At 66.8% G+C, this 361-nt stretch carries 1 protein-coding gene; it reads right to left on the bottom strand.

Annotated elements, in window-relative coordinates; translation table 11 throughout:
- Window positions 1-361 (bottom strand): JAB domain-containing protein (locus ACR6JA_RS23415; protein WP_494599949.1); only part of this gene is annotated, 361 nt, incomplete at both ends.

Genomic DNA, 361 nt, shown 5'->3' with positions numbered 1-361 from the left:
CGGACATCGACGGTGGCCAGGGCACTCTTCAGCCGCTCGGTGATCGCACGATCAGCGGCCGAGGGCTCGGTGTTCCCCGAGGGGTGCTGATGCGCCAGGATCAGCGCCGAAGCGTTGAGCGCCAGCGCACGCTGGACCACCACCCTCGGATACACCGAAGTCTGGTCGACCGTGCCCTTGAACAGCGGCTCGAAGGCGAGCACCTGGTGCTGGTTGTCGAGAAACACGACGGCGAAGATTTCGTTCGGCTCCGCGACCAGTTTCAGGCGCAGGTAGTCGCGCACGGCGGCGGGACTGCCCAGCGCCGGACCGGCCTTGAACACGCGGTTCTCCAGCAGGGTGATGGCCTGCCGGATGATCC

Source organism: Cedecea sp. B1(4) (assembly GCF_059414925.1).
Note: the sequence above shows the minus strand (reverse complement) of the source record. Positions and strands in the feature narration are given on the sequence as shown.